Genomic DNA, 16,012 nt, shown 5'->3' with positions numbered 1-16,012 from the left:
ATGATTCCGCAGGAGCATAGTATGAGCGACGCACCGTATTTTGAACGCCACGTTTTTTTCTGCATGAACAAACGTGAAGACGGCCGCAACAGCTGCGGCGACCATGGCGCGGAAGCGGCACAAAAGCATTGCAAGCGCCGCATCAAGGAACTCGACATGAACGGCGCGGGCAAGATCCGCATCAACCAGGCCGGCTGCATGGACCGCTGCGAAGAAGGCCCGCTGCTGGTGATCTACCCGGAAGCGACCTGGTACACCTACGTCGACACCAGCGATATCGATGAAATCATCGATACGCACCTGGTGGGCGGCAAGATCGTCGAACGCCTCAAGATTTAATGCCAATTTAAGAGATACCCACCAGTATGAGCCTCATGAACAGAAACTCGGAAAAATTTACCCTCGCCGGCCATGCAGGCAGCATGGAAGGCTTGCTCGATTTCCCGGCAGACACTCCCCGCGGCATCGCCCTCGTTGCCCATCCGCATCCGCTGTACGGCGGCACGATGGATAACAAGGTCACGCAAACCCTGGCGCGCGCGTTTGTCGCGCTCGGTTACGTGGTGGCGCGCATCAACTTCCGCGGCGTCGGTGCTTCCGAAGGCGTGCACGACCATGGCGTGGGCGAAACGGACGACATGCAGTTGTTGTATGAACACATGCGCGGCCTGTATCCGGGCTTGCCCGTGGCCTTGTCCGGTTTCTCGTTCGGCACCTTCGTGCAATCGAAACTGCAGGAACGTCTGGCCGCCGCCGGTACGCCCGTCGAGCGCCTGGCGCTGATCGGCAGCGCGGCCGGCAAATGGGCCATGGCCGACATTCCCGCCGACACCATCTTGATCCACGGCGAACTGGACGACACGATCCCCCTGTCCGCCGTCTTCGACTGGGCCCGTCCACAAGACATTCCCGTGATCGTGATCCCCGGCGCCGACCACTTTTTCCACCGCAAGCTCAATCACATCAAGAACCTCGTGATTGCCCTGTGGCACGGTGACAAACCCGCAATTGCAGCAGATGATCATTGAAGTGTGGGCTTACTAGCGCCTCCACGGCTATAATTGATCCGTTTTTTCCACGCGGCCATGCAAGCAGCAACAGCATGGCCCTCAGCCTTCATCTTTTTCTCGCAGACCAGCCTCCATGAAAAAACTTTTAGCGGCACTGGCCTCCAGTGTATTTTTCTTTTCCGCCGCCTACGCCCAGAGCGTTCCAGCCCCGACCATCGCCGCCAAGTCCTGGCTGTTGCTTGACGCCACCAGTGGCCAGATCATTGCTTCGCAAGATCCGGACGCACGCATCGAGCCGGCTTCGTTGACCAAGATCATGACGGCTTACCTGACGTTTGCCGCCATCCGCGAAAAGAAACTGGCGCTGGACCAGAAAGTCAACGTGTCCGTGCGCGCATGGAAAGTCGATTCGAGCAGCTCGAAGATGTTCATCGACCCCGCTACCCCTGTCTCGATCGACGACTTGCTGCACGGCCTGATGATTCAATCGGGTAACGACGCCGCCGTGGCGCTGGCGGAAGCCGTTGCCGGCGATGAAGGCACGTTCGTCGTGCTGATGAACCGCGAAGCCCAGCGCATGGGTCTGAAAAACACGCGTTTTGCCAATCCGCATGGCTTGCCTAGCCCCGATAACTATTCCACGGCGCAAGACCTGTCCGTGCTGGCCAAGCGCGTGATCGCCGATTACCCGGAATTCTACAAAATCGATTCCATCAAGAGCTTTACGTACAACAAGATCACCCAGCCTAACCGCAACCGCCTGCTGTGGCTGGACCCAACCGTCGATGGCATGAAAACGGGCCACACGGAAGCGGCCGGCTATTGCATGATCGCGTCGGCCCGCCGCCCAGGCGGCACGGGCGAGCGCCGTTTGATCTCCGTGGTGCTGGGCACCTCGTCGGACCAGGCCCGCACGCAGGAAAGCCAGAAGCTGCTGAACTGGGGCTTCCAGAACTTCGATACGGTCAAGCTGTACTCGAAGGGCCAGGCCGTGGCCACGCCAGAAGTGTGGAAGGGCTCGAAAGGCACCGTGAAAATCGGTTTCGCCCGCGATGTGCTCGTCACCGTACCAAAAGGCACGGCTGCCAAGATGAAACCTGTGCTGGAACGCAAGGACCCGCTGGTCGCGCCATTGGCTGAAAACGCCCCGGTCGGCAAGCTGAAAATGATGGTCGATGACAAGGTCCTGCTGGAACTGCCGGTCGTGGCGCTGGAAACCATCAACCAGGCAACGATCTTCGGCCGCGCCTGGGATTCGATGCGCCTGTGGATGAAATAAGTCTTTAGCGTTTCCCCATAAAAATGCCCGCAGATGCTGCGGGCATTTTTTTCGTCTGTCTCGCCGCCGATTTCTCCACAGCATGCTGTAGCGTAGCTGGCTATAATCGTGGCGTCACCTTCATCTCCACCATCAGAAAGCCAGCCCATGAGCCATGTGTTTCCCGCCAGCCTGCAAGCGCCGCGCAGCCGTTTGAGCAGCAACGGTCCCGAACTGTCGCGTATCGTTGCCGGCATGTGGCGCATCGGCGAGTGGAATATGTCGGCGCAGCAGCGCCTGGCTTTCATCGAACAATGCCTGGCGCTGGGTGTGTCAAGTTTCGACCATGCCGACATCTATGGCGATTACAGCGCCGAAGGGCTATTTGGCGAAGCGCTGGCCCTGCAGCCGGGCTTGCGTGACAAGATGGAGCTGGTCAGCAAGTGCGGCATCAAGCTGCTGTCGCCGCACCGTCCCGGCCATGCCATCCAGCATTACGACACGAGCGCGGCGCACATTACCAGTTCCGTGGAACACACCCTGCGCCAGCTGCACACGGACCGCCTGGACTTGCTGCTGATCCACCGTCCCGACCCGCTGATGGATTTCGACGAGATCGCCGGCGCCTTCACGCAATTGAAAGCGGCGGGCAAGGTGCTGCACTTTGGCGTGTCGAACTTCAGCCGCCACCAGTTCGAGTGCCTGCACCGGCGCTTCCCGCTGGTAACGAACCAGGTGGAATTTTCGCCGCTGCACGTGGCGCCCCTGTTCGATGAAACCTTCGACGGCTTGCAGGATCTGAAAGTGGCGCCGATGATCTGGTCGCCGCTGGCGGGCGGCCGGCTGTTCCAGGGCGGCGACGCGAATGTGGAGAACTTGCGCAATGTGATCAAGCAGATCGCCGACCAGCTGCAGCGTCCGTTTGCCAGCGTGGTGTTTGCGTGGATCATGCAACTGCCTTGCCGTCCCCTGCCGCTGACGGGCACGGGCCGCATCGAAGCCGTCGGCGTGGCCGTGGAAGGCACGCAGTTTACACTCAGCCGCAGCGACTGGTTCGCCATCCTGCGCGCCGCACGCGGGCACGAGGTGGCTTAGTCAATTTCATCCGGATCGTTGAAAACCTGGGGAAGCGCAATGCCGCGCCAGCCCAGGTACCACGCCAGGTTGAGCAGCAGGGTGGCGCCGATGTAGACGGCGAAGAACAGCGCGAAGAAGCTGGTCTTCAGCCACACGAGCAGGGCGATGGCCAAGATCAGCACCAGCAGCGCGGCCAGGCTTTTCTTTTGCTTGGAGCTGGGGAAACGCAAAGTCGACACCATCAGGCTGCCCACGCCGACGAGCAGCAGCATCAGCAGATAGCTGTGCAGCATGGAATCGATGGGCGCCGGCCAGGCCACCACGACGGCCGCCACGCAAGCGGCCCCGGCCGTGATCGGCATGCCGACGAAATACAGGGGGTCCGTGCGCCCCACGTTCACATTGAAGCGCGCCAGGCGCATCGCACCGCACGCGACAAAGAAGAAGCTGGCCATGCCGCCAAAGCGCAGCAGCAGCGGATCGTGCACGCCCATCTGCACGAAGCCGTAGCAGTACAACAGGACGGCCGGGGCGCAGCCGAAATTCATCACGTCGGCGATGGAATCGAGCTGCACGCCGAACTGCGAACTGGTGTTCGTCAGGCGCGCGACATAGCCGTCGAGCGCATCGAACACGCCGGCCAGCACCAGCAGCGCCGCCGCCAAGCGGTAGGCATCCGCGTCGCCCACGGCGGCGTTATCGACGGAAATGACGATGCTGGCAAAACCGCATGCTATCGAAAGCAAAGTCACCATGCTGGGCAAGGCGTATTTGGCGCGCTGCAGGCGCGACTTGGGCAATGTGTTCAAATGTATGGGCAATCAAAAAATCGGAAGTAAGGCGATGCAGCGGCAAACGCTGCGCTACGCTCATTCTACCCTGCGCAGCTGCGGCACCGTCCGCGCACGAGCACGACATATCTTTTCATGGATGCGCTACGCGGTATCAAAATACCTTAGAATCGTTTTACAGGACAGCACGCTGGCCCCACCGCTGTCCGCCTACCTATACAGGAGCCAACTTGATTGCCTCGTCACTGCGTTGGAAATACTGGATACCCGCCCTGCTGAGTGCAGCACTGCTGAGCGCCTGCGGCGGCGGCGATAGCGGCAGCAATACGTCGCTGAGCACCTCGACCCCGGCCGGACAGCTGACACAGGAGCCGGGCGCTCCCGTCCTCAGCAACAATATTGCCACCGATGGCTTTAACTGGTTCAACTACCGGCGCAGCCAGATCGGCCTGTCGCCTATGGTGCGCAACAGCCTGATCGACAGCGCGGCGCTGGGCCATTCCAGCTATCTCAATCTCAACAGTACGGTGGCGCACGAGCAGGTGCAGGGCAAGCCCGGCTTTACGGGCGTCAAGCTGGGCGACCGCCTGGCCAAGGCCGGCTACGTCGTCACGTCGCTGCAGGGCGAAGTCATCGCCGGCGCGGGCAACACGTCCGGCTTTTACCTGGCCGAAGAGTTGGTCACGGCCATCTATCACCGCTTCGTCATTTTCGAGCCGCTGTTCAAGGAAGGTGGCGCGGGCGCGGCCGTCAGCAGCTCCGGCTATGCCTATTTCACCACCGACATGGCCGGCAATCGCAACTATGGCCCCGGGCTGGCGGCGGGACAGATCGTCACCTATCCTGTCAGCGGACAGCAGAAGGTGGCCGTCAGTTTTTCCAGCGATAACGAATCGCCAGATCCCGTGCCGAACCAGGACGTGGTCGGCTACCCGATCAGCGTGCATGCCAACTACGGCACGCCCGTCAGCGTGACGGCATTCAGCGTGCGCCAGCGCGGTGCCGCCACGGACCTGGCGGTACGCCTGCTCACCAGCGGCAACGATGTGCATACGCCGGTCTCGGCCGCGTCCATCATCCCGCTGGCGACCTTGAACGCGAACACCAGCTATGACGTGAGTTTCATCGGCAAAGTCAATGGCGCGGACGTCACGCACAGCTGGTCATTCACGACGCGCTAGCGATGTCGCTGGCGGCCAAGCGGGCGCGGCGTCGAGGATGACTAGATGTAGAATAGCTGTTCCTGCTTTACGGCAATTGACAAGTTTTGGGGCGCTCTGTACAGCATGCTGAAACCACACGCCACTTGCGATGATGATGCCGCCGTTGCGGCATCCGACATGGTCCGTATTCTCGATGTCGAGAACGGACTGGGCCGCATCATGGGCGACCGCATCCTGTACCTGAAAATCCTGCGCCGCTTCCTGCACGACCACGGCACCACGCCGTGCCAGATCCGCGCCGAATTCGACACGGGCAACTACGCTTCCGCGCGCCTGAAGGCGCATACCCTGAAAGGCGCCGCCGGCATGATCGGCGCGCGCCACGTGCACAGCCTGTCGGAAACCCTGGAATCGGCACTGCGTGCGCAGGCGCCCGACCTGGCCCAGCAGATGCTGCAGCTGGAACTGGCGCAGGATCAATTGCTCGGCGCGGTCAGCAGCATGCTGGGCACGCCGGAGGCAACCCACACGGCGGCGCAGGACGTGGCGCCCGACCCGGCCGCACCCGCCATCCAGCTGCTGCTGGCGCGCCTGGCCAGCCACCTGCGCGAAGGCGACGGCGCGGCCATCGATATCCTGGAAAACTCGGCCAGCCTGCTCGCGGCCAGCCTGGGCGTCAACGTCTACCAGGAAGTGGCGGCCGCCGCGCACGAGTTCGATTTCGAAGGCGCCCTGGCGGCGCTGCTGCGGCGCCGCTAGCGCTCAGCTGTTGTACTGCGCCTCTTCCGCATACGCCACGCAACAACTTTTGCAGCAGAAACGGCGCACGGCATCGAGCGGCTTGTCGCAATACCAGCATGCGCCTTTCGGCGGCAGCGCTGCGATCAATTGCGGCAGGGAAGGCAATGGCGGCGCCACCATCCCCCTGCTTTCCACGACTTCCGGCTGTTCGCTGTCCATGGCGCTTCCTTTCCTAGCGGCACTTCAAGGCCGCTCAGCAAGATTACGTCAGCGTCGTTTGAAGCCCATGACATTTCTCAACCGGGGCCACGCTTACACCATCGGCCCTTGAAATTTCCAAACGACAACGTTGTCACTTCACACTACAATCAGTGTTCCGTTCACTTGCGCGCTTGCCATGAAACACATCCCCCTGCTGCTCTCCTGCCTGCTGCTCAGCGCCTGCGCCACGCGCGCACCCACCGCCTACACCCTCAATTCAGGCGCCGAACGCACGCCGGAACAATTGGCGGTGGTGTTCGAACACGCCGACTTGACCCTGCGCATCGACCCTGCCAGCCGCAGCATTGCCGGCGATGCGCGCCTGACTTTCCTGGCCACGCAGCCGATCTCGCGTTTCGCGCTGGACCTGGACCGCAACCTGCCTGTCGACACCATCGAAATCGACGGCAAGGCGCTGCGGCCGCAAGACTATGCCAACCCGGACGGCCGCCTGAGCATGACCTTGCCTGCCACCCTCGCGGCAGGCGCGCGCACCACCATCCGCGTCGTCTACCACGGCGTGCCGCACGTCGCCGTGAAAGCGCCGTGGGATGGCGGCATGGTGTGGTCGAGCACGGCCGATGGCGCGCCGTGGATCGCCAGCGCCGTGCAAGGCGAGGGCTGCGACCTGTTCTGGCCGTGCATCGACCACCCGATGGGCAAGGCCCGGCTGATCGACCAGCACATCATCGTGCCGGCACCGCTGGTAGCGGCCGGCAACGGCATCGCGCTTGGCATGGATGAGGCTGATGGCTGGCGCACCTGGCACTGGCGCGCCAAACACCCGAGCACCTATGGCATCGCCCTCAACGTGGCGCCCTACCGCAGCATGCAGAGCGAGTATGTGAGCCGCTACGGCAACCGCATCCCCCTGCAATTCTGGTATCTGCCGGAAAGCGAGGCCAAGGCGGGCGCCCTGTTCGCGGAATTGCCGCCCATGCTCAACTTTTTTGAAAGCGTCATCGGCCCCTACCCGTTTGCCGATGAAAAGGTCGGCATCGCCGAAACCCCGCACAAGGGCATGGAACACCAGACCATCAATGCCTATGGCAACAAATTCGCCAAGACCAGCTATGGCTACGATGAATTGCTGCAGCATGAGTTTGCCCATGAATGGTTCGGCAACCAGCTGACCAACAGTAACTGGGACGACATGTGGCTGCACGAAGGCTTCGGCACGTATATGCAACCGCTGTACATGCAATATCTGCGGGGCGAGCAAGAGTATTTTGCGTCATTGCAGCAAATGCGCGCCGGCATCATCAACAAGGCGCCCATGGTCTCGGGCAAGCCGAAAAGCGAGGAGGAAGTCTACGACCTGAAAAAGGGCGGGCCGGGCGGCGACCTGTATGTGAAAGGAGCGCTGGTGCTGCACACCTTGCGCGGCCTGATCGGCGACGACGCGTTCTTCCGCGCCGTGCGCCTGCTCGTCTACGGCACGGAACAGCCACAGCCGGGCCAGTTCCAGCCGCGCTATGGCAGCACGACGGAATTCATGGCCATCGTCAACAAAGTCACAGGCAGCAACTACGACTGGTTCTTCCAGACCTATCTGTACCAGGCCGCGCTGCCGGAACTGTCCGCCGTGCGTGACGGCGACACCTTGCGCCTGGAATGGAAGACGCCGGCCGACATCGCCTTCCCGATGCCGGTGGAAGTGCGTATCGGCAAAGAAATCCATACCGTTCCCATGTCGCTGGGCTTTGGCGAACTGCCCCTGCCGGCTGGCGCCACGTACACGCTCGACCCGCACTCGCGCGTGCTGCGCCGCGCCGAGCATATCGAGACGTTCCAGAAGTTCAGGGAAGAGCAGGCGAAGGGGAAAAAGGGCTAACAAACCCAGGGGTCAGACCCCCTCGCACGTTAGCGATGACCTTTGTGTTGGCGGTGTTGAGGGTCTGACCCCGGCCTTTTCACCGTTCGGACTTATTTCCGAAAGCTCCTGACCGCATCATTCGCATGCGCGTCGATGACTTTTTTGATCGCCGGCTGTCCCGCATACTTGGCGGACAGCCGTTTCCACTGCCGCTGCGCCTGGCCGCAAGCATCGTCCACGGCAGCGATGATCTCGCGCTGGCGCGCCTTGTCGTTGTCATCCCACTCGCCGGCAAAGTGCTCGCACATCTGGGCATGCTCGACAAACCGCGCCACGTCCTTGGGCAACTTTTCCTGCGCACCGGCCAGCAGCGGCAGGCAACTGAACAACAGAACAAGCAGCAGCTTCATCGAACCTCCTTACTTGCCGATGCAGAAACGGCTGAAGATCACCCCCAGCAGATCGTCAGGCGAAAACTCGCCCGTGATGCTCGACAGTTGGACCTGCGCCAGGCGCAGCTCTTCGGCAAACAGGTCCAGCGACTGGTCGTCCTGCGCCGCGTGCGCGGCCGCGATATCGAGATGCTTGCCGGCCGATTTCAAGGCGATCAAATGACGTTCGCGCGCCAGGTACAGCGATTCGCCCGTCTGCTGCCAGCCGGCGATGCGCAGAAGCTCGGCGCGCAGCAAATCGATGCCGATGTGCTCGTGCGCCGACAGGTACACGTGGGTGGCGTCCGGCATGCTGTCGACGCCGGGCTTGTGGCCAGAGAGATCGATCTTGTTCCACACGCGCACCACGGGCACGCCTTCCGGGAAGGCCGCGACGATGGTTTCATCGGCCAGGGTCGGGCCGTGGTCGGCATCGAGTAGGTGCAAGATCACGTCGGCCTTGCCGATTTCTCCCCAGGTGCGTTCGATGCCGATGCGCTCGACGGCGTCGATGGTGTCGCCCGCGCTGCGGATGCCGGCCGTGTCGATGATGTTGAGCGGAATGCCTTCGATCTGGATGGTTTCGCTGACCTTGTCGCGCGTGGTGCCGGCGATCGGCGTGACGATGGCCACGTCGGCGCCCGCCAGCGCGTTCAGCAGCGACGATTTGCCGACGTTGGGCTGGCCGGCCAGCACGACATTTAAACCTTCGCGCAGCAGCGCACCCTGCGCCGCCTGCGCAAACACTTTGTTCAAGGCTTCGATGACGGCTTTCAATTGGCCGCGCGCATTCGATTTTTCCAGGAAGTCGATTTCCTCTTCCGGAAAGTCCAGGGTCGCTTCGACCAGCATGCGCAAGCCCGTCACCTGCTCGACCAGCGCGTGGATGGTGTTCGAGAACGCGCCCGACAGCGATTGCGAAGCGGACTTGGCCGCCGCTTCCGTGGATGCGTCGATCAGGTCGGCCACGGCTTCCGCTTGCGCAAGGTCCAGCTTGTCATTGAGAAACGCGCGGCGCGTGAATTCGCCCGGCTCGGCCAGGCGCAAGCCGCTGTCACGGCCCGCTTCGAGCACGCGCGCCAGCAGCAACTGCAGCACGATGGGGCCGCCGTGGCCCTGCAATTCCAGCACGTCTTCGCCCGTGTACGAATGCGGACCCTTGAAGTGGATGGCGATGCCCTGGTCGATGATGCTGCCATCGGCTTCCGTGAATGGCAGATAGGTGGCGTGGCGCGGTTTCAATTGCTGTGCGCCGAACAGGGCCGTCATTAAGGGAGCGAGGTTTTTGCCGGAGGCGCGTACCACGCCGATGCCGCCGCGACCGGGAGCGGTGGCGATGGCGGCGATAGGGGAAGAGTCGAGTTTCATGGGGATATTGTAATAGGTACGGCAAGGGAAGTGCAGCAACGTAGGTCGGCTTAGCGCGCAGCGCGTAAGCCGACGCAGCACACCTGGCGATAGTGTCGGATTACGCGTGGCCTTGCCACGCTATTCCGACCTACAAGAATTAAAAAGCCCGCGCGAGGCGGGCTTTCTGTTCGCTGGCCGGAATTACTTGGCGGCAGGCGCGTATTTCTTGGTGATCACCCATTGCTGGCCGATCGACAGGACGTTGTTGACGACCCAGTAGAGTACCAAGCCCGACGGGAAGAAGAAGAACATCACCGAGAATGCCAGTGGCATGAACAGCATCATCTTCGCTTGCATCGGATCGGCAGGAGCCGGGTTCAGCTTGGTCGTGATGTACATCGAGATCGCGTACAGCACTGGCAGGATGCACCATGGGTCATGCTGGGCCAGGTCGGTGATCCAGCCGATCCATGGCGCGCCGCGGATTTCCACGGACGCGTTCAGCACCCAGTACAGGGCGATAAAGACGGGCATCTGGATCAGGATCGGCAGGCAGCCGCCCAGCGGATTGATCTTTTCCGTCTTGTACAGCTCCATCGTGGCCTGGTTCATCTTTTGCGGATCGCCTTTGTAGCGCTCGCGAATCGCCTGCATCTTCGGCGTGACCAGTTTCATCTTGGCCATGCTGCGGTAGCCGGCGGCCGACAGCGGGAAGAAGGCCAGCTTGATCAGGATCGTGAAGGCGATGATGGTCCAGCCCCAGTTGCCCAGCACGCTGTGGATCTGTTCCATGACCCAGAACATCGGCTTGGCGATGATGGTCAGCCAGCCGTAATCCTTGACCAGTTCCAGGCCCGGCGAGACCGGCTCGAGCAGGTGGGCGATTTGCGGACCCGAATACAGCTTGCTATCCATGCTGGCCGAGGCGCCTGGCGCCAGGGTAGGCAGTGGCAGCACGTTGCCGATGGCGTACAAGTTGGTGCCGACCTTCTTCGTGAAGATGTCGCGCTTGGCGTTTTCAGGCGGAACGAAAGCCGAGACGAAGAAGTGCTGCGAAATCGCAAACCAGCCGCCATTCGCCGTGGCTGGATGCAAGCCCTTCATGGCGTTGTCGTTGCCCTTCTTCTCGTCTTCCACTGCCGCTTTTTCGATTTTCTCGAACGTCAGCTTCTGGTACTTGTCTTGCGGCGTGTACAGGGTCGGACCCGTGAAGCTGCTGTTGAAGAACGAGTCGCCGACCGGCTTGTTGCCGTCATGCGTCAGTTGCAGATACAGCTGCGGCGTCACGGGCGCTGCGCCCACGTTGGCCACATCGTGGCGCACGTCGATGACGTAATCGCCGCGCTTGAAGGTAAACGTCTTGGTCAGCTTGACGCCGCCTTCGACCGCTTCCATCACCAGTTGCACTTGCTTGCCGTCGCCGAGGGTGCGCACGCCAGGCTGCACGGTGAAACCGCTCGCATGGGTGGGGAATGGACCGCCGACCAGGCCCGACTGCGCCAGATAGGTGCGGTTCGCGCCTTCGTCAAACAGCACTTCGTTTTGCTTGCCATCGTCAGGCTGGCACCATTTGAACAGGCCGAAGCAGCCGCCGAACCAGCCCGGATTGCCCGCGCCCTTGAACTTCAGCAATTCCAGACGCTTGACCTGGCCGCCCAGGGTGTCGATATCGACCTTGATGACGTCGGTGGTGATGGTAATCACTTCGCGCTTGAACGCGGCGGGATCGGTCGCTTCGCCAGGCACGGCGGCTGCGCCGGCAGCCGCGGCAGCCAGGGCGTCCGTCTTGGCCGGGGTGACAGGCGCCTTGGCGGTTTGTTCCGTGTTCGCGGAGAACATCGACGGCTTGCCGTTCGAGATCATCCATTCGTTCCAGAGAATTACCAGCGAGACGGAAAACACGATCCACAGGATGGTACGTTTATTGATATCCATTAGGGTATTTGTCAGGAGTGGTTGCAACCGCAAGCGGTCGTTGAAGATTGTTTACCGTCGGCCGGCGGCACCGGGTCGACGCCCCCTTCATTCCAGGGGTGGCAACGGCACAGGCGCTTGGCAGCCAGCAGGCTGCCCTTGGCCGTACCGTGCACGCGCAGCGCTTCCATCGCGTAATGCGAACAGCTCGGATAGAAACGGCAATTCTGTCCCAGCATGGGGCTGATCAGCAACTGATAAGCGCGCAGCAGGAACAGCAGCAGGGTTTTCATGGCGCGGATGGTGGTGGCGCAGCAACAGAACGGGCCTGGGCGGCGATTTGCGCCGCGAACAGGCGGCTCAATTCTTCACGCAGCTCGGCTTTGAGCTTGGTCGTGGTGGCCGGGCCATCCTTGCTGTTGACGGCGCGCGACAAACGCACCACGCAGTCGACCGGCGGCATCGCGCTGTTGCGAAACAGCTCGCGCGTGACGCGCTTGATCGTGTTGCGGGTCGCCGCGCGCGGCGCGAAACGCTTCGCCACAACGACGCCCAGCCGCGCATGCGGCAATTGATTGTGTCGGGTGTACAGCACAAAATGCGCTGTTTTTTGCGAAGGGCGCAAACGAAAAACGGATGAAAATTCATCCGTTTTAACGATACGCCGAACGCGCGCGAAGTCGTGTGAACCTTCGCGTTGATTGCCGACTGGAGTACAGCTAGCCACGCGATCAGCTGTCAACGACAAGCCTAGACGGCCAGACGTTTGCGGCCCTTTGCGCGACGTGCGTTGAGCACATCACGGCCACCACGGGTAGCCATACGAGCGCGGAAGCCGTGCGTACGCTTGCGGCGAACGACGGAAGGTTGGTAAGTACGTTTCATGTTGGTCTCGCTAAAAACAAAAAAAATGCAAAATCGGGTCTGACGTCCCGTCAGTTTTTGGTGCCAATGACAATCGCGCACTTATGCCAAGGCACAAGCTGGCCAATCTCATCGCCCGCTTAATCCACGCTTAGTCCATATTGTCGTTCCAAATGAATAAACACGGAATACGGGCGGGGAACCCTGAATTATTCAGCATATGCCCCCCTCTTGTCAAGGATTGCCGTGATCGCCTGGAAATTTGCGCGCCGGCCCCCATCTGCTTGCAAGGCCCCGCCACAGGCCGCGCCAGCACTGCTTGTGACGGGATAACCGGGGGATAAGTCGCCTCTTATGCACATGGCGCCCCACCCCGCCACAGAAAAATAAGCGTCGTGCCTGTGGATAACTTTCTCAGTCGGGAGTAGAATAGCGCGTTACGTGTGGCGAGCCCTCGCGCGACGCCGGCCTTGCAACACGGTGAACGCAGGGCAGAATCGATACGCCCTCCCACACCTTTTCACATAGACATACATGGATAATTTCTGGCAGGCCTGTTCCGCGCAGTTGGAACTGGAGCTGACACCGCAACAATTCAGTGCGTGGATCAAACCGCTTATCCCTCTCGATTACGAAGAGGGCAAGCTGCGCATTGCTGCGCCCAATCGCTTCAAGCTCGATTGGGTCAAGACCCAGTTCGCCAGCCGCATCACTGCCCTGGCCATTCAGTACTTCGAAGCGCCGACGGAAGTGCAGTTCGTGCTCGACCCGCGCCTGGCCTTGCCGAAGAAGCCCGTTGCCGCCAGCACCCCGGCCAGCGATCCGAATGGCGGCGCGCCCAGCGCGCGCGCCGCGGAGCCGCAGCCCAGCGTGCCGGAACTGAGCATCGGCGCCGCCCCGCGCCGCGAGCAGAGCCGCATCAACACCGACCTGACCTTCGACAGCTTCGTGACCGGTAAGGCCAACCAATTGGCGCGCGCCGCCGCCATCCAGGTGGCGAACAATCCGGGCGTGTCGTATAACCCGCTGTTCTTCTACGGCGGCGTCGGCCTCGGTAAAACCCACTTGATCCACGCCATCGGCAACCAGGTGATGGCCGACAATCCGGGCGCAAAAATTCGCTACATCCACGCGGAACAGTACGTTCGCGACGTAGTGACCGCTTACCAGCGCAAGGGTTTCGACGATTTCAAGCACTACTATCACTCGCTCGACATGCTGCTGATCGATGATATCCAGTTCTTTGGCGGCAAGAGCCGCACGCAGGAAGAGTTCTTCTATGCGTTCGAGGCATTAATTGCCGCAAAGAAACAGATCATCATCACCTCGGATACGTATCCGAAGGAAATCACGGGCATGGACGACCGGTTGATCTCGCGCTTCGACTCGGGCCTGACGGTGGCCATCGAACCGCCGGAGCTGGAAATGCGCGTGGCGATTCTGTTGAAAAAAGCCAAGCAGGAAGGCGTGACCTTCTCCGACGACGTGGCTTTCTTTGTCGCCAAGCACTTGCGCTCGAACGTGCGCGAGCTGGAAGGCGCGCTGCGCAAGATCCTCGCGTACTCGCGTTTCCATGGCAAAGACATCACGATCGATATCGTCAAGGAAGCCCTGAAGGACTTGCTGTCGGTGCAGAACCGCCAGATTTCCGTGGAAAACATCCAGAAAACCGTGGCCGACTTCTTCAATATCAAGGTTGCAGACATGTATTCGAAGCGCCGCCCCGCGAATATCGCCCGGCCGCGCCAGATCGCCATGTACCTGGCCAAGGAATTGACACAGAAGAGCCTGCCGGAGATCGGCGAACTGTTCGGCGGCCGCGACCACACCACGGTGCTGCATGCCGTGCGCAAGATCGCGCTGGACCGCACCAAGAATCCGGAATGCAACCATGAATTGCATGTGCTGGAGCAAACATTAAAAGGCTAAGCGCCGCTTGAGCAAGACTGGCTCAAAACGTGCTTTACCCTTATCATCTGGGAGGGCACCGCAGCCGGTCTGTCGGGGCTCCCTATGGTAAGAATTGTTAAATTAATACGTTAAACGTCGTACTGTTCAACCTATACATTGAGGATAAATATGCAATTGGTCAAAACCACCCGAGATACCCTTCTCCGGCCACTGCAGATCGTGAGCGGTATTGTCGAGCGTCGGCACACTATGCCGATTCTGGCCAATATCCTCATCCGCAAAGACGGTGAAAATGTCTCCTTCCTGTCGACCGACACCGAAGTGCAGATCACCACGCACGCGGAAATCGGTTCCGGCGCGGACGTCACCGGCACCACCGTGGCCGCGCGCAAGCTGCTGGACATCCTGCGCGCCCTGCCCGAATCGGGCGACGTCACGATGACCCTGCTGAACAAGCGCCTGACCGTGCAAACGGGCAAGTCGCGCTTCGCCCTGCAAACCCTGGCGGCGGAAGAGTTTCCAACCGTGCAACAGGCGGAAAGCTACAACGCGTCCGTCACCCTGCCCCAGAAAACGCTGAAACACCTGTTCAACATGGTGCATTTCTCGATGGCGCAGCAAGACATCCGCTACTACCTGAACGGCTTGCTGCTGGTTCTGGATGGCAATAATGTGATCGCCGTGGCTACCGACGGCCACCGTCTGGCGTTTTGCCAGGTTGCCACCGAGCAGACCTTCGCGCGCCAGGAAGTGATTATTCCTCGCAAGACCATCATCGAACTGCAGCGTCTGCTGGAAGAGAACGATGAGCCGGTCCAGCTGGACATCGCCGCCAATCAGGTGAAACTGACCTTTGCCGACATCGAGCTGATCTCGAAGCTGGTGGAAGGCAAGTTCCCCGACTACACGCGCGTGATTCCAAAAGGCTACAAAAACGACTTCACCATCGGCCGCGATGAACTGCTGCGCTCGCTGCAACGCGCCGCCATCATGACCAGCGACAAGTTCAAGGGCGTGCGCTGCATCATCACCCCGGGCAGCATGAAGATCAGCTCGACCAATGCGGACCAGGAAGAAGCCGTCGAAGAGCTGGAAATCGACTACGGCGGCGACTCCGTCGACATCGGTTTCAACGTGACGTATCTGCTGGACGTGCTGAACAACCTGAAATGCGAATACGTCAACATCGCGCTCGGTGATTCGAACTCGTCCGCCCTGATCTCCATCCCGGACAATGCCGACTTCAAGTATGTCGTCATGCCGATGCGCATCTAAAGACCACAGCAGTGACGTAGGTCGGATTAGCGCAGCGTAATCCGACATGCTGAATCGCCGTCTGTCGGGTTACGCCGTTCCGGCTAACCCGACCTACGGTCATCAGCCAGCAGCCCCGAATCAATCAGCAATCGTTATTTGAGAAAGCAG

17 protein-coding genes are annotated in these 16,012 nt (G+C 60.9%); 9 read left to right on the top strand and 8 right to left on the bottom strand.

The features are described from left to right. Positions 1 to 21: 21 nt before the first annotated feature. The 4 genes from AC54AG_RS26370 to AC54AG_RS26355 all read left to right on the top strand — a co-directional run bounded on the left by AC54AG_RS26370 (position 22) and on the right by AC54AG_RS26355 (position 3,363). Positions 22 to 339 (top strand): (2Fe-2S) ferredoxin domain-containing protein, encoded by a 318-nt coding sequence (locus AC54AG_RS26370; protein ID WP_034781335.1) that lies wholly within the window; start codon positions 22 to 24, stop codon positions 337 to 339. Positions 340 to 374: 35 nt separating this feature from the next. After that, the gene (locus AC54AG_RS26365) at positions 375 to 1,028 is read left to right on the top strand and encodes an alpha/beta hydrolase (protein WP_058050378.1); all 654 of its coding nucleotides are present in this window, start codon (positions 375 to 377) and stop codon (positions 1,026 to 1,028) included. Positions 1,029 to 1,143: 115 nt separating this feature from the next. Beyond that, positions 1,144 to 2,289 carry a D-alanyl-D-alanine carboxypeptidase family protein gene (locus AC54AG_RS26360; protein WP_034754313.1) on the top strand — a complete coding sequence of 382 codons (1,146 nt, stop codon included), beginning with the start codon at positions 1,144 to 1,146 and terminating at the stop codon, positions 2,287 to 2,289. A 147-nt stretch (positions 2,290 to 2,436) separates the two neighbouring features. Beyond that, positions 2,437 to 3,363, top strand: coding sequence for an aldo/keto reductase (locus AC54AG_RS26355; protein WP_072457582.1), 927 nt, complete (start codon positions 2,437 to 2,439; stop codon positions 3,361 to 3,363). On the opposite strand, the gene pssA is transcribed toward AC54AG_RS26355, so the two are convergent. Then, on the bottom strand, positions 3,360 to 4,100 hold the full coding sequence (pssA, locus tag AC54AG_RS26350; RefSeq protein ID WP_257620456.1) for a CDP-diacylglycerol--serine O-phosphatidyltransferase: 741 nt from the start codon (positions 4,098 to 4,100) through the stop codon (positions 3,360 to 3,362). The genes AC54AG_RS26355 and pssA overlap by 4 nt on opposite strands. A gap of 266 nt (positions 4,101 to 4,366) precedes the next feature. Here pssA and AC54AG_RS26345 point away from each other — a divergent pair, with 266 nt between their 5' ends. Then, the gene (locus AC54AG_RS26345) at positions 4,367 to 5,317 is read left to right on the top strand and encodes a CAP domain-containing protein (RefSeq protein ID WP_257620445.1); all 951 of its coding nucleotides are present in this window, start codon (positions 4,367 to 4,369) and stop codon (positions 5,315 to 5,317) included. A 105-nt stretch (positions 5,318 to 5,422) separates the two neighbouring features. Next, the gene (locus tag AC54AG_RS26340; RefSeq protein ID WP_496632265.1) at positions 5,423 to 6,058 is read left to right on the top strand and encodes an Hpt domain-containing protein; all 636 of its coding nucleotides are present in this window, start codon (positions 5,423 to 5,425) and stop codon (positions 6,056 to 6,058) included. Between the two features lie 3 nt (positions 6,059 to 6,061). Here AC54AG_RS26340 and AC54AG_RS26335 read toward each other — a convergent pair whose 3' ends face one another. Then, entirely contained in the window at positions 6,062 to 6,259 is a 198-nt protein-coding gene (locus AC54AG_RS26335) for a hypothetical protein (protein WP_034754322.1), read from the bottom strand. A gap of 178 nt (positions 6,260 to 6,437) precedes the next feature. Between AC54AG_RS26335 and AC54AG_RS26330 the strand changes: the two genes are divergently transcribed. Then, positions 6,438 to 8,135 (top strand): M1 family metallopeptidase, encoded by a 1,698-nt coding sequence (locus tag AC54AG_RS26330; RefSeq protein ID WP_496632263.1) that lies wholly within the window; start codon positions 6,438 to 6,440, stop codon positions 8,133 to 8,135. A gap of 92 nt (positions 8,136 to 8,227) precedes the next feature. Here the strand turns inward: AC54AG_RS26330 and AC54AG_RS26325 are convergent, their stop codons facing one another. The 6 genes from AC54AG_RS26325 to rpmH all read right to left on the bottom strand — a co-directional run bounded on the left by AC54AG_RS26325 (position 8,228) and on the right by rpmH (position 12,697). Further along, on the bottom strand, positions 8,228 to 8,527 hold the full coding sequence (locus tag AC54AG_RS26325; RefSeq protein WP_070301978.1) for a hypothetical protein: 300 nt from the start codon (positions 8,525 to 8,527) through the stop codon (positions 8,228 to 8,230). A 9-nt stretch (positions 8,528 to 8,536) separates the two neighbouring features. Beyond that, the gene (mnmE, locus tag AC54AG_RS26320; protein WP_034754331.1) at positions 8,537 to 9,916 is read right to left on the bottom strand and encodes a tRNA uridine-5-carboxymethylaminomethyl(34) synthesis GTPase MnmE; all 1,380 of its coding nucleotides are present in this window, start codon (positions 9,914 to 9,916) and stop codon (positions 8,537 to 8,539) included. A gap of 183 nt (positions 9,917 to 10,099) precedes the next feature. Further along, a complete protein-coding gene (yidC, locus tag AC54AG_RS26315; RefSeq protein WP_070301977.1) occupies positions 10,100 to 11,833 on the bottom strand; it encodes a membrane protein insertase YidC in 1,734 nt (577 codons plus the stop codon). An 11-nt stretch (positions 11,834 to 11,844) separates the two neighbouring features. Continuing rightward, on the bottom strand, positions 11,845 to 12,105 hold the full coding sequence (yidD, locus tag AC54AG_RS26310; RefSeq protein ID WP_034754335.1) for a membrane protein insertion efficiency factor YidD: 261 nt from the start codon (positions 12,103 to 12,105) through the stop codon (positions 11,845 to 11,847). Further along, a complete protein-coding gene (gene rnpA, locus AC54AG_RS26305; RefSeq protein WP_099403828.1) occupies positions 12,102 to 12,539 on the bottom strand; it encodes a ribonuclease P protein component in 438 nt (145 codons plus the stop codon). Before rnpA ends, yidD begins: the two co-directional genes overlap by 4 nt. Before the next feature lie 23 nt (positions 12,540 to 12,562). Next, positions 12,563 to 12,697, bottom strand: a complete 135-nt coding sequence (gene rpmH / locus AC54AG_RS26300; protein ID WP_010401996.1) for a 50S ribosomal protein L34 — start codon at positions 12,695 to 12,697, stop codon at positions 12,563 to 12,565. Between the two features lie 513 nt (positions 12,698 to 13,210). Here rpmH and dnaA point away from each other — a divergent pair. Together dnaA and dnaN are read left to right on the top strand one after the other, a co-directional pair. After that, positions 13,211 to 14,605, top strand: a complete 1,395-nt coding sequence (gene dnaA / locus AC54AG_RS26295) for a chromosomal replication initiator protein DnaA (RefSeq protein WP_034754339.1) — start codon at positions 13,211 to 13,213, stop codon at positions 14,603 to 14,605. 150 nt (positions 14,606 to 14,755) lie between these two features. Then, positions 14,756 to 15,862 carry a DNA polymerase III subunit beta gene (gene dnaN, locus AC54AG_RS26290; protein WP_034754341.1) on the top strand — a complete coding sequence of 369 codons (1,107 nt, stop codon included), beginning with the start codon at positions 14,756 to 14,758 and terminating at the stop codon, positions 15,860 to 15,862. Positions 15,863 to 16,012 lie beyond the last annotated feature (150 nt).

It is taken from the genome of Janthinobacterium sp. BCJ23, from assembly GCF_059617945.1.
This window is presented reverse-complemented; position numbering and strand designations above follow the sequence as displayed.